We start from the raw sequence: 16,985 nt of genomic DNA, 5'->3' as shown, positions 1-16,985 counted from the left end.
ACGTGCGAGCGGTCAGACCTCGACGACGTAGCCGGGTGAGACGGCATGCACCGGACCACCGAACTCGGCCTTCGCCTCCGCGACGACGTCCTCGCGTGACGTCCACGGCGGGATGTGGGTGAGCAGCAGTTCCGAGACCTCCGCCATGGCCGCCAGCCGGCCGGCCTCGGTACCCGAGAGGTGTACGCCCTGAGGGCGATCCGCGGCGTGTGTCCACGACGCCTCGGCCAGGAGCACGTCGGCCCCGGTCGACAGTTCGACCACCGCGTCGCACATTCCGGTGTCCCCGGTGTAAGCCAGGACGGTTCCACTCTCGGTGGTGATGCGCATGCCGTAGGACTCCGGCGGGTGGTACACGCGTCGCGGCTCGATGGTCAGCGCACCGAACGTCACCACGGAACCGTCTCGGAGGTACCGCAGATCGAGGGTGTCCGACATGTCGTCGATCCGGCCACCGCTCTCCGCGGACGCCACGCCCAGACGGAACGCCATGTCCGACGGCCCGAGGACCACGGCACGGCCCTCCACCGCAGTGGGGCCGTACCGGCGCCAGACCAGCAGTCCGGGGACGTCGAGGCAGTGATCGGCGTGCAGGTGCGACAGCAGCACGTGCACGTCGGCGGGGTTCACGTACTTCTGCAGGACACCGAGAACACCGGGGCCGAAGTCCATGACGAGCGGAGCGGTGTCGGGCGCCTCGATGAGATATCCCGATGCCGGCGAGTCCGGACCCGAGACACTGCCCGAACAACCCAGAACCGTGAGACGCATGGGTGTCATGCTGCCACGCGCGGTGAGAGGTCCGAGAGAGTTCGGCGACACACCGTGTCGTGAGATGTCCGAAGGGTGCGCACGGCTCCTGTCACCGGTGCAGTGTGGGCGACGGCGGGAGCGTGCGCGCGGCGCGTTCCCGGCGTGCGGCACCGGCGAACATCCAGGCCGCCAGCACTCCCGCGAGTGCGCCGAACAGGTGGCCCTGCCACGACACGTCCTCCTGCGTCGGGAGCACCCCCCACAACGCGCTGCCGTAGACGAGCAGCACCAGGACCCCGACGAGCAACTGCCCGAGATCGCGGGCGAAGACGCCGCGCACGATGAGGTAGGACAACCACCCGAACACGATGATCGAGGCGCCGACGTGCAGGGACGCGGTCTCGCCCGTCAGCCAGGTGCCCAGCCCACCCACGATCCACACCACCGCGGTGACGGCCAGACCGCGCGCGATGCCCGAGAGCATCAGCACGAATCCCAACACCAGCAACGGAACGGTGTTGGCGAACAGGTGGTCCCACCCGTGGTGAAGCAGAGGGGCGAAGGCGACGCCTTGGAGACCGTCGACCGATCGGGGGCCGATGCCGTGCCGGTCGAGGGCGAGACCGGACGCCACGTCCACCGCCTCGATGACGTACAGAACGGCGACGAAGCCACCGATCACCATGGCGGCGCTCGCCCAGCGCGAGCGTCGCGGCTGCGTGGCCGGCTGAGCGCCGGAGGTTCCGAGGGTCATGGCGTCCCCGATCGTGAGGCGAGAGGTGATGTCCGGTTTCGACGATACTCGAGAGTGCGGGTCGGACTCACGCGCCGGAACTCGGGAACACGTCCCGATAGGCGGGAACCCCGGCCACCGCCGTCGCGGCGAGGATCGCCCGCGCGATGGCGCGCTCGACCACCGGGGCGACCGCCGCGCACACTCCGTCGAGCACGGCCAGATGGGGCATCATCATCGGCATGTCCACCTCGGCGGGGCGGGCGGCCGCCCGTCCCGTCGCGATGGCGAAGATCGTGTCGCCGTCCAGCGGCGAGTGGGCCGGTCGGATCGCGCGTGCGAGCCCGTCGTGTGCGGCGACGGCCACCCGCCGGCACTCCGACTCGGTGAGCTGCGCGTCCGTGGCGACGACGCCGATGGTCGTGTTGAGGGAGGTGTCCTTCGGCGCGAGCTCGGCGGCCGCCCGCACGTCGTCCGCACTCGGGGTTCGCAGGCCCACCTCCGGGACGGACGCCGCACTCCACAGGACACCCGTCGCGGGGTCGAAGACCGATCCGACGGGATTGACGACCATCAACGCGCTGACCACCAGACCCGCCGCGGCGCCGGTCTCGATCCGTGTCGACGCGCTGCCGACGCCGCCTTTCAGGAGCCCGGCGCGTGCGCCCGTCCCCGCGCCGACGCATCCGAGCGCGAAGTCGGCGGACGCGGTTGCCGCAGCTGCTCGTCCGAACTCCGCGTCCGGTCGCACGGACCAGTCCCCCATCGGTAGATCGAAGATCACGGCGCCCGGCACGATCGGGACGACACGGTCGTCTCGGCCCATCCGCACGCCGCGCCGATGCTCCTCGAGGTGGCGCATGACTCCGTCCGCCGCCGCGAGACCGTAGGCGGAACCGCCTGTCAGCAGCACCGCGTCGATCTGCTGCACGGCGTGGGACGGATCCAGCAGGTCGGTCTCGCGGGTACCCGGCCCGCCGCCGCGGACATCGACGGCCGCGGTGACCGGCGCGTCCGTCATGACGACGGTGCAGCCGGTCGCGCGTCCGACGCCGTCGTGGTGCTCTTCGGACAGCGTGACCTCGGGATCCAGCACGTGGTGGTGTCCGACGGTCAGTCCGGCGACGTCCGACAGCAGGTCGCGCATCACGGCATGAGTACCTGGACCAGCGAGTCCTGCATCCAGGTGAGCCAGTGGTAGACGTCCAGGTGCGGTGCTCGCGGATCGTCCTCCTCGAGTTGGTCGGGGGTGTCCGCATCGATGCCGAGGGTGGTGCCGAGGGCCAGCCGGACGTCGTTCAGCCCGGTCAGCCAGGAGTCGGCCTGCTCGCGGGTGAGAACGATCTTGCCGCCGCCGTTCGGCAGCGTCGACAGGATGGTCGCGCCTGCGGCGCGCTTGATGTCGATGATGTCCGGCTCGTACAGGCTGCGGAGGGCGCCGTTGAGGTCGGCCTGCTCGGCGAGCGCGTCGGACTCGGCCGTGTCTGCGCCCTCGGGCCGGTGGAAATCGGGAAGCAACCGCGCGAGCGTGGGGTCCTCGGGAGCGGAGGTGTTGCCGGATCGCATGCCGGTGAGCTCGGCCAGGTCGTCGGTCGGCGCCTCGGCGCCCCGTCGCTCCAGCAGCCCCACCACCGACTCGACGAGCGACCGCAGGACGGCCACCTCGCGGCCGTCCATCTCCGACTTGAACTTGACGCCGCCCAGCGCGTTCTTCCGGGTCCACATGCGCACGACGACGGTCCTTCCAGAGTGGGTGAGACGAGTGTTCGAGAGTCAGACGTCGTGCTGCATGGTGGCCCACAGGCCCGCCGCGTGCAGCTTCTGCACGTCGATCTCCATCTTGTCGCGGGGCCCGCTCGAGACGACCGCCTTGCCTTCCGAGTGCACCTGCATCATCAGCTCCGTCGCCTTGTCCTTGCTGTAGCCGAACAGCTTCTGGAAGACGTAGGTGACGTAGTGCATCAGGTTGACCGGGTCGTCCCAGACGATGGTGACCCAGGGTGTGTCCGTCGCGGTGTCCTCGGACACCTCCACAGCCTCGTCGGGCGTGGCCTGCGGAAGTGTCGCGGTGAGATCCGAAGCCATGCCGCCCAGGATACGGCGTACATCGGTCGCCCCGTGACACGGTGACCGCTCTAGGGTGCAGTGGTGACCTCCACTGCGCTGTTCACCGATCAGTACGAGCTGACCATGCTGTCGGCCGCCCTCCGCGACGGTTCGGCGCATCGCGCCTGCACCTTCGAGGTGTTCGCCCGGCGGCTTCCCGACGGGCGGCGGTACGGCGTCGTCGCGGGCACGGGCCGCTTCCTCGACGCTCTCCGCGACTTCCGCTTCGGCGAGGACGAACTCGCGTCGTTGTCGTTCCTCGAGGCGGACACCCTCGACTGGCTCCGGAGCTACCGGTTCGGCGGCGACATCGACGGTTACCGCGAGGGCGAACTGTTCTTCCCCGGCTCCCCCGTCCTGTCCGTGCGCGGCACCTTCGCCGAGTGCGTGATCCTCGAGACGCTCGCACTGTCGATCTACAACCACGACAGCGCCATCGCCGCCGCGGCCACCCGCATGGTCTCCGCGTCCGACGGCCGGCCGCTCATCGAGATGGGCTCTCGACGCGCCCACGAGGAAGCGGCGGTGGCCTCGTCGCGCGTCGCGTACATCTGCGGTTTCGCGGCCACGTCCAACCTCGAAGCGGTCCGCCGCCACGGCATTCCGGGCGCCGGAACCAGTGCGCACGCCTTCACGCTGCTGCACACGGGCGTCGACGGGCCGGACGAGGCCGCGGCGTTCCGCTCGCAGATCGCCGCCCTCGGTGTGGGCACCACGCTGTTGGTGGACACGTACGACATCACCGCCGGCGTCGCGACGGCCATCGAGGTCGCCGGGCCCGAGCTCGGCGGCGTGCGCATCGACTCGGGCGATCTCGGTGTCCTGGCGCGGCAGGTCCGTCGGCAGCTCGACGACCTCGGCGCCACGCGCACCCGCATCGTCGTCTCGGGCGATCTGGACGAGTACGCCATCGCCTCGCTGCGGGCCGAGCCCGTGGACACCTACGGGGTCGGCACGTCCGTCGTCACGGGATCGGGCGCACCGACCGCCGGCATGGTCTACAAACTCGTCGAGGTCGACGGCATCCCCGTGGCCAAGCGCAGTTCGCACAAGGAGTCGCGCGGTGGACGCAAGCGCGCCGTCCGTCTGGCCCGCAGCACGGGCACCGTCGTCGAGGAGCTGGTGACAAAGGCCGGCGCGCCGTTGCCCGCGACCGATCCGTACACGGTGCGGGAGCTGTCCGTACCCATGGTGCGCGGCGGCGAGATCGTGCACACCGCCACGGTCGAGGACGCACGCACGCTGGTCGCGGAGGGCCTGCGATCACTGCCCTGGGAGGGACTCGGTCTGTCCCAGGGAGATCCGGCCGTGCCGACGGTATTCTCCTGACCGTGGCCACCGCACTCGTCGTCGTCGACGTCCAGAACGATTTCTGTGAGGGCGGCTCGCTGGCCGTCGAGGGCGGGGCGCGAGTCGCCGCCGCCGTCAGCACGCTCGTCGCCGGCGCGAGCTACGACGCCGTCGTCGCGACACGTGATCACCACATCGACCCCGGCGCCCACTTCTCCGAGACCCCGGACTACGTCGACAGCTGGCCGCGGCACTGCGTCGTCGGCACACCCGGCTGCGACTTCCACCCCGATCTCGACCTCACCCCGATCGAGGCAGTCTTCTCGAAGGGCGAGTACGACGCGGCCTACTCCGGTTTCGAGGGTGCCGACGAGTCCGGCACAGGCCTCGCGGAGTGGCTCCGCGCTCGGAACATCGACGCCGTCCACGTCGTCGGCCTGGCCACCGATCACTGCGTCCGCGCCACGGCCCGCGACGCCGCGCGCGCCGGCTTCGAGACGACGGTGCTGCTGGACTATTGCGCCGCGGTGAGCCCCACGACGGTGCCGGCAGTTCTCGCCGAACTCGCCGACGAGGGTGTACACGCCGACCGCTGACCGAGAGCCCGACGCGTCGGCACACCGGCGTAACCTCGCACGGTGCCGCCGAAGTCGAAGTCCGAGTTACCCACCGTTCCGAGTCTGCTCAGCACCGCGGTGACGGCGCTCGGCGGCACCGAGCGCACGGCCCAGCTCACCATGGCCTCGGCCGTCGCGCACAGCATCGACACCGGCGAGCACCTCGCGGTGCAGGCGGGCACCGGCACCGGCAAGTCGCTCGCCTACCTGGTTCCGTCGCTGCGGCACGCCGTGACGTCGGGGAAGACCGTCGTCGTGTCCACGGCGACCATCGCGCTGCAGCGTCAGCTGGTCGACCGCGACCTGCCGCGTCTGTCGAAGGCTCTCACCACGGCCCTCGCGCACGAACCGACATTCGCGATCCTCAAGGGCCGCGGCAACTACCTGTGCCTCAACAAACTGCACGGCGCACCGTCCGACGCCCCGGAGGAGGAGCTGTTCGACGCCTTCGCCGTGTCGCGGCTCGGCCGTGAGGTCAAGCGCATCACCGAGTGGTCCTCGGACACCGAGACCGGTGACCGCGACGAGCTGAACTCGGGCGTGTCCGATCAGGCCTGGCGGCAGATGAGCGTGACCTCCCGCGAGTGTCTGGGGAAGTCGCGCTGCCCCTACGGCGAGGACTGCTTCGCCGAGCTCGCCCGGGTGGATGCGGCGCGCGCCGACGTCGTGGTCACCAATCACGCGATGCTCGCCATCGACGCCATCACCGGCATCTCGGTGCTGCCCGAACACGACGTCGTCGTGGTGGACGAGGCGCACGAGCTCGTGGACCGGGTGACGTCCGCGGCGACGGCGGAGATGTCCGCGACCGCGGTCGGCGCCGCCATGCGTCGCTGCGGGAAGCTCGTGGAGGACGAGATTCTCGACCGACTGGCCGGCGCTGCAGAGGGTTTCGCCGCGTTGCTCGACGAACTCGAGGGCGGACGCTGGGAGGAGTTGCCCCCCGGCGCGTCCCAGACGATCGCGAGCATCCGCGACGCCGCGTGGGCCGTGCGCACGGCCATCGGGCCGGCCAAGCAGGGCGGCGCCGCCGCGGACCCCGACGCGGCGGCCGCGCGGACCGCGGCTCTCGCCGCCATCGACGACGTGCACGACACCGCGGTGCGCATTCTCGAGACGTACGAGGAGAGCGATCCCGCGAAGCGGCGGGACGTGGTGTGGTTGGCCGTCGACGAGTTCCGCGGCGTCGTGAAGCGGGTGGTCCGGGTGGCACCGCTGTCCGTCGGCGGACTGCTCCGGACCCGGCTGTTCGCGGAGTCGACCGTGGTCCTCACCTCCGCGACGCTCACCGTGGGCGGCTCGTTCGACGGTCTCGCCGTCAACTGGGGTCTGCCGGCCGCCAACCCCACCCGCGTCGACGCGGCCCTCGCGACCGGCACCGAGGCACCGTCCGACGCGGACACGTTCCGGTGGAACTCGCTCGACGTCGGATCGCCGTTCGACCACGGCAGGGCCGGCATCCTCTACATCGCCAAGCACCTCACCGCACCGGGGCGCGACGGTACGTCGCCGAGTCAGCTCGACGAGATCGCGGGGCTCGTGCGCGCCGCGGGTGGCCGCACTCTGGGACTGTTCTCGTCGATGCGGGCGGCGAAGGCCGCGGCGGCCGAGATGCGCGAACGGCTGGACACCCCCGTGCTGTGCCAGGGCGACGATGCCACCGGCGCCCTGGTCGAGCGCTTCGCGCAGGACGAGGCCACGTCACTGTTCGGCACGCTCTCCCTGTGGCAGGGCGTCGACGTCCCCGGTCGGTCACTGACACTCGTGATCGTCGACCGCATACCGTTCCCGCGACCCGACGATCCGCTGCTGGTGGCGCGGCAGCGCGCCGTCGAGTCGCGCGGAGGCAACGGGTTCCTCGCCGTCGCCGCGAACCACGCGGCGCTACTGCTGGCCCAGGGTGTCGGCCGACTGCTCCGCAGCGTCGACGACAAGGGCGTCGTCGCCGTGCTCGACTCCCGACTGGCCACGGCGCGATACGGCGGCTACCTCCGGGCGTCGCTCCCACCGTTCTGGGAGACGACGGACCCGGAGATCGTGCGCAAGGCGCTGACGCGCCTCACCGCCACCCAGACCTGAACCTGGACCCGCAGGGACCTACATCGGGGACGGACCCGCCACCCGACCGAGCTCGGCGTCTCCCGCGAGCAGCGGATGGTGCGGCAGGACCCGCACCGTGTATCCGACCGACCCGGAGAGCGGCAGCGTCGTGTCGGCGAGGAACCGCTCGCCGCCCGCGGCCGATCCCTGGTGCAGCATCGGGACCGTCACGACGTCGCCGAGCTGCTCGTCCTGATCGACGTGGCCGAACACGGCCTGCACGGACACGTCCGACGGGCCGAGTCCGCCGAGCCCCACCGTCGCGGACAGGGTGAGTGTCGAACCCAGCACCGGGGTGTCCGGCAGCCCGTCCGCCTCGACATCGGTCACCGTGACCGCGGGCCACGCCGCATCGACGCGGCGCCGATAGTCGGCCATGGCCTTCGCACCGGCGTAGTCGTCGGAGATCGCCGCCGCACCCGCCCGGGTGGCGGGACCGTAGTACTGCTGCGTGTAGTCGCGAACCATCCTCGACGCCAACACCTTCGGGCCCGTGACCGTGAGGGTGTGCCGCACCATCTCGACCCAGCGCGCCGGCAACCCGTCGTCGCCCCGGTCGTAGAACTTGGGGAGCACCGACTTCTCGAGCAACTCGTACAGCGCCGCGGCCTCGAGATCGTCGCGGCGGTTCTCGTCGACGACGCCGTCGGCGGTGGGGATGGCCCAGCCGTTCTCCCCGTCGTACATCTCGTCCCACCATCCGTCCCGGATGGAGAGGTTCAGTCCACCGTTGAGAGCGGACTTCATGCCCGAGGTGCCGCACGCCTCGAGCGGCCGCAACGGGTTGTTGAGCCAGACGTCGCATCCCCAGTAGAGGTAGCGGGCCATCGACATGTCGTAGTCGGGCAGGAAGACGATGCGATGCCGCACGTCGTGCTGATCGGCGAATCGCACGATCTGCTGGATCAGCGCCTTGCCACCGTCGTCCGCGGGGTGCGACTTGCCGGCCACCACCAGCTGTACCGGGCGGACCGGATCGAGCAGCATGGCGCGCAGGCGCTCAGGTTGCCGCAGCATCAACGTCAGTCGCTTGTAGGTGGGGACACGGCGCGCGAATCCGACCGTGAGCACCGACGGGTCGAACACGTCGTCCGTCCACGCGAGTTCGGCGTCGGTGGACCCGCGCTCGAGGGCCGAGTGGCGCACGCGGCGGCGCACTTCCGCGACCAGATCGGACCGCAGCGCCGAACGCGTCTCCCACAGGTCCGATGCGGAGACCTCGGCCAGCTGCTCCCAGCCCTGCGCCTCCTCCATCGTGCGGGTTCCCACCGTGCGCGCCGCGAGGTCGAGCCACCGCTGCGACGCCCACGTCGGTGCGTGCACGCCGTTGGTGACCGAGCCGATGGGGACGTCGGACGCGTCGAATCCGGGCCAGAGTTCGTCGAACATGCCGCGACTGACGATGCCGTGGAGCTTGGAGACTCCGTTCGCGCGCTGCGCCGACCGCAGCCCCATGTGGGCCATGTTGAACACCGCGGGGTCGCTCTCGCGGCCGAGTTCGAGGATGCGTTCCATCTCGATGCCGGGCAGCAGCGACGACTCCGCCGTGCCGTCTCCGAAGTAGAGGCGCACCAGATCCGCGGGGAAGCGGTCGATACCGGCGGGCACGGGAGTGTGCGTCGTGAAGACGGTGGACGCTCGCACCGCGGCGAGCGCGGAATCGAAGTCCAGCCCGCCCGCGTGCAGTTCACGGATGCGCTCGAGACCGAGGAAGCCGGCGTGGCCCTCGTTCATGTGGAAGACGCTGGGCGCGGGAAGCGAGTGGTACTCGGTGTAGGCACGCACGGCGCGGACGCCGCCGACCCCGGCCAGGATCTCCTGCTTCACCCGGTGGTCCTGATCGCCGCCGTAGAGACGATCGGTCACGCCGCGCAGCTCGGGATCGTTGTCGGCGATGTCGGAGTCCAGCAGCAGCAGCGGGATGCGTCCGACCTGGGCGATCCAGATACGCGCGCGCAGCACGCGGTCGCCCGGCATCGCGACGTGGACGAGCACCGGGGAATCGGACTCGTCGGTGAGCAGTCGCAGCGGCAGACCCTGCGGGTCGAGGGACGGATACCGCTCGGCCTGCCAGCCGTCGGCCGTCAGCGACTGGCGGAAGTACCCGGAGCGGTACAGCAGGCCCACGCCGATGAGGGGCAACCCCAGATCGGACGCGGCCTTGAGGTGGTCGCCGGCGAGGATGCCGAGACCACCGGAGTAGTTGGGCAGCACCTCGGAGACGCCGAACTCCATCGAGAAGTACGCGATGCCCACCGGCAGATCCGCACCGGAGTCGACCTGCTGCTGGAACCATCGGGGTTGCGCCAGGTAGAGGTGCAGATCGGCGACGAGATCATCCACGCGCTGGACGAACGCGTCGTCGTTCGCCAGGTCCTCGAGGCGGGACGAGCGCACCTCGCCGAGGATGCGCACCGGATCGCGGTCACCACTGACCCACAGGTCCGGATCGATGCTCTCGAACAGCTCCAGGGTCGGCGGATGCCACGACCATCGCAGGTTGACGGACAGTTCGGCGAGTCCGGAGAGTCGGGCCGGGAGCTGCGCGCGGACGGTGAATCTGCGGAGTGCTTTCACGATTCCGAAGACTACTGCGGGCGACCGCCGCGCACCGTGGTTCCGCGTTTGCCGAGGAGCCGTTCGGGTACTTCTCCCGGTGGCGTCCGAGACTGCCGCGTGCCTCGTCCGCAGGTCGCGTCGGTGCTCTCGGTCGGTTTCGAGAAAGACCGGGGCATCTCGTCTACGGTTGACTTCGAGCTCAGCCCGACAACCCGACATCGACAGAACTGCGACAACCAGCAGAAAAGGGGCTTCGGTGACAGGCCGTATCGGCATCGACGACGTACTACCCAACACATCGTCCGGTAAGTATCCCGCCAAGGCCGTTGTGGGAGAGACATTCCCGATCACGGCCGCGGTGTGGCGCGAGGGGCACGACGCCGTCAACGCGACGTTGGCGGTTCGCGGGCCCGGCCAGGGCAAGTCGGTCCACATCCCGATGGTCCCCGGCGAGCAGCCGGACATCTTCCACGGTGTGTTCACTCCCGACGCCGAAGGCTTCTGGATCGCCCGCATCGAGGGCTGGGGTGATCCGATCGCCACCTGGATGCATGCGGTCGAGGCGAAACTCGGCGTGGGCCAGGGGCCGGCCGAACTGGCCAACGATCTCGAGACCGGCGCACGCCTGTTCGAACGCGCCGCCAAGAACGTCGGTCGCTCGGAGAAGCCACTGCTCGAGAACGTCGTGACGGCGCTGCGGAGCGACGCACCGCTGCCGTCGCGCGTCGCACCGGCGTTCACGCCCGAGGTGCGCGAGATCCTGCACGAGACGCCGCTGCGCGAGCTGGTGACGCGCGGCGAGGCGATCAACGTCTGGGTCGACCGCCGCGAGGCACTCGTCGGCTCGTGGTACGAGCTCTTCCCCCGCTCCACGGGCGGCTGGAACGAGGACGGCACTCCTCGCCACGGCACGTTCGAGACCACCATCGGCGCGCTCCCCCGCGTGGCGGCCATGGGCTTCGACGTCGTCTACTTCCCGCCGATCCATCCGATCGGCAAGGTGAATCGCAAGGGCCGCAACAACACTCTGACTCCGGGACCCACCGACGTGGGCTCGCCGTGGGCCATCGGCTCGTCCGAGGGCGGCCACGACGCGGTGCATCCCGAGCTGGGGACGGTCAAGGAGTTCCGCGCACTCGTCACGGCCGCGCGCAAGCTCGGCCTCGAGATCGCCCTGGACCTCGCCCTGCAGTGCGCCCCGGACCACCCCTGGGCCGCCGCACATCCCGACTGGTTCACCGTGCTCCCCGACGGCACCATCGCCTACGCGGAGAACCCGCCCAAGAAGTACCAGGACATCTACCCGGTCAACTTCGACAACGATCGCAAGGGCATCTACGCGGAGGTGCTGCGCGTCGTCAAGTTCTGGATCAGCCAGGGCGTCAAGATCTTCCGGGTCGACAATCCGCACACCAAGCCACCGGACTTCTGGGAGTGGCTCATCGCCGAGGTCAAGAAGACGCACCCCGACGTGCTCTTCCTGGCCGAGGCGTTCACGCGTCCCGCGCGGCTCTACGGTCTCGCGCGACGCGGTTTCACGCAGTCCTACACGTACTTCACGTGGCGCACGGCCAAGTGGGAGCTCACGGAGTTCGGGCAGGAGATCGCCGCCAAGGCCGATCTGGGTCGACCCAACCTGTTCGTCAACACGCCGGACATCCTCCACGAGAGCCTGCAGAAGGGCGGCCCCGGCATGTTCGCGCTGCGTGCCGCTCTCGCCGCCACCCTGTCCCCCACGTGGGGCGTGTACTCGGGATACGAACTCTACGAACACGTTCCGGTGCGCGAGGGCAGCGAGGAGTACCTCGACACAGAGAAATTCGAGTTGCGCCCCCGCGACTTCGAGGGCGCACGGGCTCGCGGCGAATCGCTCGAGCCGTGGTTGACCATGCTCAACGCCGTCCGCAAGGCGCACCCGGCGTTGCAGCAGTTGCGCAACATCCACTTCCACCACGTCGACAACGACGCGATCATCGCCTACTCGAAGTTCGACGCGGTGACCGGTGACGCGGTGCTGGTCGTGATCAACCTGAACCCGTTCGGCGCCGAGGAAGGCACCGTCTGGCTCGACATGCCGCAGATCGGCCGCGACTGGCAGGAGCACCTGACGGTCACCGACGAGGTGAGCGGTCAGCAGTTCCAGTGGGGCCAGGCCAACTACGTCAAGCTCGAGCCGTGGCGGTCGGTCGCCCACATCCTGGCGCTGCCGCCCGTCCCGTTCCCCGCCCGCACCGAACTCGCCTTCCGGAAGGAGATCTCATGACGGAACGCACTACCCCCGGCGCGAGCACGGACACCCTCGCCGCTCCCGGTGATCACGACCTCTCGCTGCTCGCCCGCGGGCAGCACCACGACCCCCACTCCGTTCTCGGCGCGCACCCCATACCGGGCGGCACCGCCATCCGGGCATTGCGTCCCAACGCTCTCAGCGTCACCGCGGTCATCGGTGGAAAGGACCACGAGCTCACGCACGTCGCGCACGGCGTGTTCTCGGCCCTGGTGCCGGTGGAGGACCTCGCGGACTACCGGCTCCGCGTTGAATACCCGGGCGGTCACCAGGTGACCGTCGCCGACGGCTACCGCTTCCTGCCGACCCTCGGCGAGCTCGATCTCCATCTCTTCGGAGAGGGGCGCCACGAACGACTCTGGGACATCCTCGGAGCGCATCTGCAGGGCTACACCACGCCCGACGGGCCCGTGAACGGCACCTCGTTCGCGGTGTGGGCCCCGGGCGCCGTCGGCGTCACCGTCGTCGGCGAGTTCGACGGCTGGGGCGGACAGACCTGGCCGATGCGCGTGCTCGGCACCACCGGTGTGTGGGAGCTGTTCGTCCCCGACATCGGCGCCGGCACGCTGTACAAGTTCCGGGTGCACGGCAAGGACGGCTCGGTGAAGGACAAGGCCGACCCGATGGCCTTCGCCACCGAGGTCCCGCCGTCGACGGCGTCGGTCGTGAACCAGTCGTCGTACGAGTGGTCGGACGGTGACTGGATCACCGCCCGCGCCGAGCTGGAACCGCACCGGGCGCCGATGAGCGTGTACGAGGTGCATCTCGCCTCCTGGCGCCCCGGACTGAACTATCGCGAACTGGCGGAACAGCTCTCGGCTCACGTACGCGAGACCGGCTTCACCCACGTCGAGCTGCTGCCCGTCGCCGAACACCCCTTCGGTGGATCGTGGGGATACCAGGTCACCTCGTACTACGCACCGACGTCGCGCTTCGGCACCCCCGACGACTTCCGCGCCTTCGTCGACCTCCTGCACCGTGACGGCATCGGTGTCATCGTCGACTGGGTCCCGGCGCACTTCCCCAAGGACGACTGGGCCCTCGCGCGGTTCGACGGCTCCCCGCTCTACGAGCACGGCGACCCGCAGCGAGGCGAGCAGTTGGACTGGGGCACCTACGTCTTCGACTTCGGTCGTACCGAGGTGCGCAACTTCCTCGTCGCCAACGCGCTGTACTGGATCGAGGAGTTCCACATCGACGGGCTCCGCGTCGACGCGGTCGCGTCGATGCTCTACCTGGACTACTCGCGCCCCGAGGGTGGGTGGAGCCCCAACATCTACGGCGGTCGCGAGAATCTCGAGGCCGTGGCGTTCCTGCAGGAGATGAACGCGACCGTGCACAAGCTGCACCGCGGCGTCGTCACCGTGGCCGAGGAGTCGACCTCGTGGCCCGGCGTCACGCGTCCCACCAGCGTGGGCGGCCTCGGCTTCTCCATGAAGTGGAACATGGGCTGGATGCACGACACGCTCGGGTACATCGGGCGCGATCCGATCCACCGCGCGTACCACCACCACGAGGTCACGTTCTCCCTGGTCTACGCCTGGAGCGAGAACTTCGTGCTGCCCATCAGCCACGACGAGGTCGTGCACGGGAAGGGCACGCTCTGGTCCCGCATGCCGGGTGACGACTGGGCGAAGGCCGCGGGTCTGCGCGGCATGCTCGCCTACATGTGGGCGCATCCCGGCAAGCAACTGCTGTTCATGGGCCAGGAGTTCGGCCAGACCGCCGAGTGGTCCGACGAGCGCGGTCTCGACTGGTGGGAGATCGGCGAGGAGGGAAGCGGCTCGCTGCACCGCGGTGTGCAGCAACTGGTCGGCGACCTCAACCGCACCTACGTCGCAGGCCCGGAGTTCTGGACACAGGACGGCTCGCCCAGTGGCTTCTCGTGGATCGACGCCAACGACACCGCGAACAACGTGCTGAGCTTCCTGCGCTTCGGCGACGACGGCTCCGTCACGGCCTGCCTGTTCAACTTCTCCGGTTCCCCGCACGGCGACTATCGTGTTGGATTACCCGAGCCGGGCCGATGGGTCGAGATCCTCAACACCGACGCGGAGGTCTACGGCGGTTCGGGAGTGGGCAACCTCGGTGAGGTCACCGCGACCGAGCACTCGTGGCACGGTCGTCCGGCATCCGCTCGGGTCGCCCTTCCGCCCTACGGAGCGATCTGGCTCAGACTGGAGAGATGATGCGCGGGGCTCGCATCCGGTTCGGCTGGTCCGCGAGCCTCCTCGCACTCGCCGTCACCACTGCGCTCACCTCGTGTGGCGCGGTGGTGACGGGCTCCCCCGTCTCCATCTACGACGACCCCTTCACCGTCGCCGGTCTCCCCGTCACGGACGGCCCGTCCGGCCCGAGACCCGGTGTCTTCCATGCCCAGCTCGACGTCGACGGCGCAGCCGGAACGGACGTCGACCTGCTCGCGACGGATGCCGTGGACGACATCCAGAAGTTCTGGCGCACCACGTACTCGACGCTGTTCCGCGGATCCTTCCAACCCGTCCGGTCGCTGGTGTCCTGGGACGCCACCGCCGACGCCGGCGAGGGTCCGCTCTTCTGCAGCGAACCGACGGACGGACTCGCCAACGCCGGATACTGCTCACTCGACGACAGCATCGGCTGGGACCGTGGTCTGCTCATGCCGGCCATGATCGACGCCTTCGGACCCATGTCGGTGGTCATGGTGCTCGCCCACGAGTACGGCCACGCCGTGCAGACGCAGTCCGGCCTCGTCGGGGACGACGACCCGACCATCGTCGCCGAGCAACAGGCAGACTGCTTCGCGGGCGCCTTCATGCGCCATGTCGCCGAGGGCGACTCGACCCACTTCACGCTCAACACCTCGGACGGGTTGAACGACGTCCTCGCGGCCACCGTGGCCGTCCGCGACGTCGACCCCGGTGATCCCGACTCGGTGCACGGCTCCGCGTTCGAACGGGTCACCGCCGCCCAGATCGGCTTCACCGACGGCGCCGGGGCCTGCACGCGCATCGACGAGAAGGAGGTCGAGTCGCGGCGCTCGACCCTTCCCCAACAGTTCGACAGTCCTCTCGACACCGGCGAGCTCCCCGTCACGCAGGACTCGCTCGAGCAGTTCGCCGCGACGTTCGAACAGGTGATGCCCACCACGGATCCCCCGACGGTCGACTACTCCGGCGCCGACACCGGGTGCGCGGACGCGCTCACCACCGAACCGGTCTCCTACTGCCCCTCCACCAACACGATCGGTATCTCGGTCGACGCGCTGGCCGATCGCGGACGTCCCACCGAGGTGAGCGAGGACGACATCGTGCCGCTCGACGTCACCGGTGACTACGGCGCCTATGTCCTCTTCGTCTCCCGGTACGTGCTGGCCGTGCAGAACGAGGCCGGCCAGGGCCTGACGGACGCCCGAGCCGCGCTCCGGTCGGCGTGCCTGTCGGGAGTGGTCACCGCAGCACTGAGTCCCTCCGACACGGACGCGGCGCAGAGGTCGACGGTGACACTGTCACCGGGCGACCTCGACGAGGCGGTGTCGGGTCTGTTGTCGGACGGGCTCGCCGCGAGTGACGTGGACGGTCGCACGGTCCCCAGCGGCTTCGCGCGCGTCGACGCGTTCCGCTGGGGCGTGCTGGGTGGCCGGGAGGCGTGCGACGGCCGCTACTCCTAGTAGAGGGCGGACGCCAGCTTGCGTCGAGCGGTGACCACCAGCGGATCCGCCGGGTCGAAGAGCTCGAACAACTCCAGCAACCGGGCGCGAGCACGGGCGCGATCGTCCTCACGCGTGCGCCGGACCAGCTCCACGACACGAGCGAACGAGTCCTCGGTCCGCTGCTGATACAGCAACGCGTCGGCCGCCTGGAGACCGAGATCGACGTCGTCCGGCGCCGCGTCGGCCTGCTCGACGATGTCGTCCGGCAGCCCCTGGACGCGTGCCAGGAATCGGACCTGACGCACGCCGTTCAATGCCTGCTTGTTGGCCGGCTCGGCGTCGACGATCTCCTGGAAGGCCGCCTCGGCACCCGCGAGGTCACCCTCGGCGAGCGCGGCCTCGGCTGCGTCGAAGCGCGGGTCCTCGGGCTCGGGGGCCGGTTCGTCGGCGTTCGGGACACCGGTCAGCTTCCCCTCGACGGCGCGGGCGATGGCCGCCAACCACTCACGCAGGCTCTCCTCGGGCTGCAGGCCCTGCAGATCCGCGAGGGGCTGGCCTGCTGCGACGGCGACCAGCGTGGGAACGGCCTGCACGCCGAAGGCCTGCGCGATGCGCGGATTGACGTCGACGTCGACGTTGGCGAGCACCCAGGCGCCGTCACCCTCGACCGCGAGGGCCTCGAGGGACTGCGTCAGCTGCAGCGATTGCGGGGAGCGCGGCGACAGCAGATTGACGATCACGGGGACCTGGCTCGAGCGCACCAACACCTCGGCCTCGAAGTCCACCTCCGTCACCGTGACGGAGACCGCGAGACCGTTGGCGGCGGTGGGAGACGGCGGCGCGGACGCGGCCTGTGCCTTGGCCTTGAGCGCCGAGAGGTCGACCGCGCCGGACATGGCGGCGGCTGCC

General features: G+C 69.8%; 13 protein-coding genes. 6 read left to right on the top strand and 7 right to left on the bottom strand.

Annotated features, from left to right (window positions below):
• Nucleotides 1-12: 12 nt before the first annotated feature.
• The 5 genes from OHB23_RS10260 to clpS all read right to left on the bottom strand — a co-directional run bounded on the left by OHB23_RS10260 (nt 13) and on the right by clpS (nt 3,571).
• Nucleotides 13-771 carry a cyclic nucleotide-degrading phosphodiesterase gene (locus OHB23_RS10260; protein WP_328811514.1) on the bottom strand — a complete coding sequence of 253 codons (759 nt, stop codon included), beginning with the start codon at nt 769-771 and terminating at the stop codon, nt 13-15.
• A 91-nt stretch (nt 772-862) separates the two neighbouring features.
• A complete protein-coding gene (locus OHB23_RS10255; RefSeq protein WP_204868616.1) occupies nt 863-1,507 on the bottom strand; it encodes a rhomboid family intramembrane serine protease in 645 nt (214 codons plus the stop codon).
• Between the two features lie 67 nt (nt 1,508-1,574).
• Complete coding sequence (locus OHB23_RS10250) at nt 1,575-2,633, bottom strand: P1 family peptidase (protein ID WP_328811513.1); 1,059 nt, start codon at nt 2,631-2,633, stop codon at nt 1,575-1,577.
• The gene (gene aosR, locus OHB23_RS10245; protein WP_056448931.1) at nt 2,633-3,217 is read right to left on the bottom strand and encodes an oxidative stress transcriptional regulator AosR; all 585 of its coding nucleotides are present in this window, start codon (nt 3,215-3,217) and stop codon (nt 2,633-2,635) included. The genes OHB23_RS10250 and aosR overlap by 1 nt, the downstream gene beginning before the upstream one ends.
• 42 nt (nt 3,218-3,259) lie before the next feature.
• Nucleotides 3,260-3,571 (bottom strand): ATP-dependent Clp protease adapter ClpS, encoded by a 312-nt coding sequence (clpS, locus tag OHB23_RS10240; RefSeq protein WP_027505488.1) that lies wholly within the window; start codon nt 3,569-3,571, stop codon nt 3,260-3,262.
• A 60-nt stretch (nt 3,572-3,631) separates the two neighbouring features.
• Here clpS and OHB23_RS10235 point away from each other — a divergent pair, with 60 nt between their 5' ends.
• From OHB23_RS10235 to OHB23_RS10225, 3 genes are read left to right on the top strand one after another with little or no spacing between them, the layout of a single operon-like run.
• A complete protein-coding gene (locus OHB23_RS10235) occupies nt 3,632-4,921 on the top strand; it encodes a nicotinate phosphoribosyltransferase (protein WP_308115420.1) in 1,290 nt (429 codons plus the stop codon).
• A 2-nt stretch (nt 4,922-4,923) separates the two neighbouring features.
• A complete protein-coding gene (locus OHB23_RS10230; RefSeq protein ID WP_056448937.1) occupies nt 4,924-5,478 on the top strand; it encodes an isochorismatase family protein in 555 nt (184 codons plus the stop codon).
• A gap of 42 nt (nt 5,479-5,520) precedes the next feature.
• Nucleotides 5,521-7,578 (top strand): ATP-dependent DNA helicase, encoded by a 2,058-nt coding sequence (locus OHB23_RS10225; protein WP_328811512.1) that lies wholly within the window; start codon nt 5,521-5,523, stop codon nt 7,576-7,578.
• A gap of 18 nt (nt 7,579-7,596) precedes the next feature.
• Here OHB23_RS10225 and glgP read toward each other — a convergent pair whose 3' ends face one another.
• The gene (glgP, locus tag OHB23_RS10220) at nt 7,597-10,176 is read right to left on the bottom strand and encodes an alpha-glucan family phosphorylase (RefSeq protein ID WP_056448942.1); all 2,580 of its coding nucleotides are present in this window, start codon (nt 10,174-10,176) and stop codon (nt 7,597-7,599) included.
• A gap of 238 nt (nt 10,177-10,414) precedes the next feature.
• Here glgP and OHB23_RS10215 point away from each other — a divergent pair, with 238 nt between their 5' ends.
• The 3 genes from OHB23_RS10215 to OHB23_RS10205 are packed head-to-tail and all read left to right on the top strand — an operon-like array spanning nt 10,415 to nt 16,094.
• On the top strand, nt 10,415-12,421 hold the full coding sequence (locus OHB23_RS10215) for a maltotransferase domain-containing protein (RefSeq protein WP_056448945.1): 2,007 nt from the start codon (nt 10,415-10,417) through the stop codon (nt 12,419-12,421).
• Nucleotides 12,418-14,634, top strand: coding sequence for a 1,4-alpha-glucan branching protein GlgB (gene glgB / locus OHB23_RS10210; protein WP_307091974.1), 2,217 nt, complete (start codon nt 12,418-12,420; stop codon nt 14,632-14,634). The genes OHB23_RS10215 and glgB overlap by 4 nt, the downstream gene beginning before the upstream one ends.
• A complete protein-coding gene (locus OHB23_RS10205; protein ID WP_328811509.1) occupies nt 14,631-16,094 on the top strand; it encodes a metallopeptidase in 1,464 nt (487 codons plus the stop codon). Before glgB ends, OHB23_RS10205 begins: the two co-directional genes overlap by 4 nt.
• On the opposite strand, the gene OHB23_RS10200 is transcribed toward OHB23_RS10205, so the two are convergent.
• The gene (locus OHB23_RS10200; protein ID WP_056448951.1) at nt 16,091-16,972 is read right to left on the bottom strand and encodes a tetratricopeptide repeat protein; all 882 of its coding nucleotides are present in this window, start codon (nt 16,970-16,972) and stop codon (nt 16,091-16,093) included. The genes OHB23_RS10205 and OHB23_RS10200 overlap by 4 nt on opposite strands.
• Nucleotides 16,973-16,985: the final 13 nt, after the last annotated feature.

This window comes from Rhodococcus sp. NBC_00294, assembly GCF_036163995.1.
GTDB lineage: Bacteria > Actinomycetota > Actinomycetes > Mycobacteriales > Mycobacteriaceae > Rhodococcoides.
This window is presented reverse-complemented; position numbering and strand designations above follow the sequence as displayed.